The 3,376-nt window shown below is 64.4% G+C and carries 4 protein-coding genes; 2 read left to right on the top strand and 2 right to left on the bottom strand.

What is annotated here, in order from left to right; genetic code table 11:
- A partial coding sequence (locus tag H928_RS33195) for an aminotransferase class IV (protein WP_239644932.1) occupies window positions 1-730 on the top strand: 730 nt, incomplete at its 5' end.
- 2 nt (window positions 731-732) lie between these two features.
- Here the strand turns inward: H928_RS33195 and H928_RS0110660 are convergent.
- Complete coding sequence (locus H928_RS0110660) at window positions 733-1,014, bottom strand: hypothetical protein (RefSeq protein WP_027010807.1); 282 nt, start codon at window positions 1,012-1,014, stop codon at window positions 733-735.
- Between the two features lie 244 nt (window positions 1,015-1,258).
- Here H928_RS0110660 and H928_RS0110655 point away from each other — a divergent pair, with 244 nt between their 5' ends.
- Window positions 1,259-2,827, top strand: a complete 1,569-nt coding sequence (locus H928_RS0110655) for a transporter associated domain-containing protein (RefSeq protein WP_027010806.1) — start codon at window positions 1,259-1,261, stop codon at window positions 2,825-2,827.
- Window positions 2,828-2,949: 122 nt separating this feature from the next.
- Here the strand turns inward: H928_RS0110655 and H928_RS0110650 are convergent, their stop codons facing one another.
- Complete coding sequence (locus H928_RS0110650) at window positions 2,950-3,312, bottom strand: 5-carboxymethyl-2-hydroxymuconate Delta-isomerase (protein ID WP_021026493.1); 363 nt, start codon at window positions 3,310-3,312, stop codon at window positions 2,950-2,952.
- Window positions 3,313-3,376 lie beyond the last annotated feature (64 nt).

Here is a 3,376-nt window from a genome sequence, read left to right as displayed (position 1 = left end):
CCTCCCCGCCGATGCCACTGCTGATGGTGAGTGGCGCGAATGGATGCACAAACGTGCCTTTCTGGAGCGGGCCAGCATGCCCTTTGGCCTGATCGAGACCTTGGCGCTGGACAATGGCCAGCTGCGCCATGCCGCGCTGCACCTGGAGCGCATGGCCGCTGCGGCCGCGCATTTTGGCTACCGCTGGGACGCGGCGGCCGTGCAAGCGGCTTTGGACGCGCTGGCTGCCTCCCACCCGCAAGGCCTGTGGCGGCTGCGCCTGCTGCTGGATGCGGAGGGCAGGTTCCAGGCCGAGGCCTTTGCCTGTCCGCCATCGCCCGCGCAGGTGGCGCTGCAATGGGCGCCCGCGCCGCTGGCCGAGGCGCATGGCGAGTTTGTGCGCTTCAAGACCAGCCGCCGCGCGCACTACGAGCGTTGGGCGCCGCAAGACAGCAGCGTGTTCGACACCCTGCTGTGGAACGAGGCCGGCGAGATCACCGAGACCACCCGGGGCAATATCGCCATGCAGATCGATGGCCGCTGGGTCACCCCCACGCTGCACTGCGGCCTGCTGCCCGGTGTGGGGCGCCGCTTGGCGCTGCAGGCGGGTCAGGGGGTGGAAGGCGTGGTGACGTTGAGCGATGTGCCGCGTGTACAGGCCTGGGCTTTTCTCAACAGCCTGCGCGGCTGGATTCCGGCACAGGTGCTGGGTGCGGTGCCGGTCTGGCCGCAGCCTGACGCCGGCCCATAGGCTTATTGCAGGCGGGAAGACGCCAGCCGTTTTCTCAGCGCTCGAACCTCGGCCAAGAGGCGCGGCATGTCTTGCCGCGCAGCGGCGATGAAATCCTGGTCCGCAACGGTCGCGCCGCTCAGTTCGATGTCTTCGCCTCGGGTGGCACCTTCACCGGTTTGGATAAAGTCGGAACCGCATGTATGGTCGCGACCTTCAACATAAGAAGTCCATGGTGCTGCTTGCGTGGCTGCCAAGCGCTGTTCCATCGCGAGCAAATCTTCATCGGTCAAAGAAGAAGGCATAAGGGCTGAACGTTCCGGGATATGGGGCTGGTGCAGCATGTTGCTACCGCGACGAATGGGCCAGAGTCCAAGGGTTTTTGTGCTGCACGTTAGGATGGAGGCTGTTTAGCAACCCTTCGGATTTTATGCCCGACAACCCGGACCCTGAGCCTCTCCCTTGCGCGACCACGCTGTCGCTGTCCTTTCGTTCTAGCCCCAGTACACCGCTGACGGTGTCTCTGCCCCTTGAAGGGAGCGCCGCATGATCGAGCTGCTCTCCGACCCGCAGATATGGATTGGTCTCGTCACCTTGGTGGTGCTCGAAATCGTTCTGGGCATAGACAATCTCATCTTTATCGCGATCCTGGCCGACAAGTTGCCCCCACACCAGCGGGACCGGGCACGTGTCATCGGCCTGTCGCTGGCCCTGGTGATGCGCCTGGGTCTGCTGACCGCCATCTCCTGGCTGGTCACGCTCACACAACCGCTGTTTTCCGTCGGGCCGCTCAGTTTTTCGGGGCGCGACCTCATTTTGCTGCTGGGCGGACTGTTCCTGCTGTTCAAGGCCACGACCGAGCTGCATGAGCGCATGGAAGGCGTGAGCATGAGCAAGTCGAGCAGCACGGTCTACGCCAGCTTCTCGGCCGTGGTCGCGCAGATCGTGGTGCTCGATGCGGTCTTCTCGCTCGATGCCGTGATCACGGCCGTCGGCATGGTCAACAACCTGGGCGTGATGATGGCGGCCGTCATCATCTCGATCGGTGTGATGCTGTTTGCGTCCAAGCCGCTGACCCGCTTTGTCAATGCGCACCCGACCATCGTCATCCTCTGCCTGAGCTTCCTGCTGATGATCGGCTTCAGCCTGGTGGCCGAAGGCCTGGGCTTCCATGTGCCCAAGGGCTATCTGTACGCCGCCATTGGTTTCTCGATCCTGATCGAGACCTTCAACCAGGTGTCCTCGCGCAACGCGATCCGCCATGAGCAGCGCGTGCCGATGCGCGAGCGCACGGCGATGAAGGTGCTGTCGCTGATGGCCGGCCGCAGCGGCCAGGCCCAGACCGAGCATGCGCAGGACGACCCGGCTGCGGCCGAGGCCGAACTGACCTTTGCGCCGGAAGAGCGCATCATGGTGAGCGGCGTGCTGTCGCTGGGCGACCGCAAGGTGCGCTCGATCATGACGCCCGTCTCGGATGTGGACTGGGTGGACCTGAGCGACGATGCCGAGGCCATCCAGCGCTCGCTCAACGACAACCCGCACAGCCACTTGCCGGTATGCATGGGCCATGTGGACCAGCTCCAGGGTGTGGCGCGCGCCAAAGACATGCTGATGGACCTGATGCAGCATGGCGCCATTCAGCCGTCCACCATCCGCAAGCCGCTGATGGTGCCCGAGGGCGCTGGCGTGATCGCGCTGATCAACGATCTGCGCCAGTCCAAGGGACATATGGTCATCGTGATCAATGAGTACCATGTGATGAGCGGCGTGGTGACGCCCGTCGATGTGCTCGAGGCGATTGCCGGCGAGTTCCCCGACGAGGACGAGAGCTTCACGATCCAGGCGGTGGAGGGCGAGCCCGACACCTGGATCGCCAGCGGCGCGGCCGATGTGCACATGGTGCAGCAGCTGCTGGGCTCCAATGAGTTGGTGTCATCGGCCGATGCCTTCACGACCTTGGGCGGCCTGCTCACCGAGTTCAACGGTGCGCTGCCCCAGCAAGGCGATGTGGTGGTGATTGATGGCTGGCAGTTCGCCGTCACCGAGGCCACCGATGGCGTGATGCGCAAGATCCGTATCGAAAAGGATGGCAAGGGCCAGGCGCCTTTGGAGCACTGACCCCTGGGTGGGCGACGGCCTCTGGTGCCGCCCGCTGCATGAAAAAGGCCTGCCCTCTCGCAAGAGACGGCAGGCCTTTGTCCTGACGGTGCCGCGAACGCATCGCGGCCAAGCGTTGTGCTTTACAGCGAACCCTTGTAGTACGCGCCCCGGTCCATATCGACAATGTCCACGCTCAGCTGCACCAGCATGCCTTCGGGGTGGGGCGTGAACTCGCGCAGCACCGCGCCGATGCGGTCGGACAGGTCACGCTTGGCCTCGGGCGTACGGCCGGCCAGCAGGCGCAGCTCGGCATGCACAAAGCCGCGCAGGGCGGTGGGGTCGGCGCCAATGACGAACTGCTCGGTGCGCACAGTGCGGCTCTTGAGGTCCTGCTCGTTTTGCACCTGGCCGCTGGCGATGACGGCGGCGTTGAGGGCATCGAGCAGATGGGCCTCGGGGAAGTTCTCCAGGTTGCTGGTGTATTCGATGACGAGATGCGGCATGGTGTGTCTCCGATGGAATAAAGGGCAGTGAAAAGGGGCTTGGGCAGCGGCTCCGTCCGATCCC

This window comes from Comamonas sp. B-9, assembly GCF_000410635.1.
Taxonomy (GTDB): domain Bacteria; phylum Pseudomonadota; class Gammaproteobacteria; order Burkholderiales; family Burkholderiaceae_C; genus Comamonas.
This window is presented reverse-complemented; position numbering and strand designations above follow the sequence as displayed.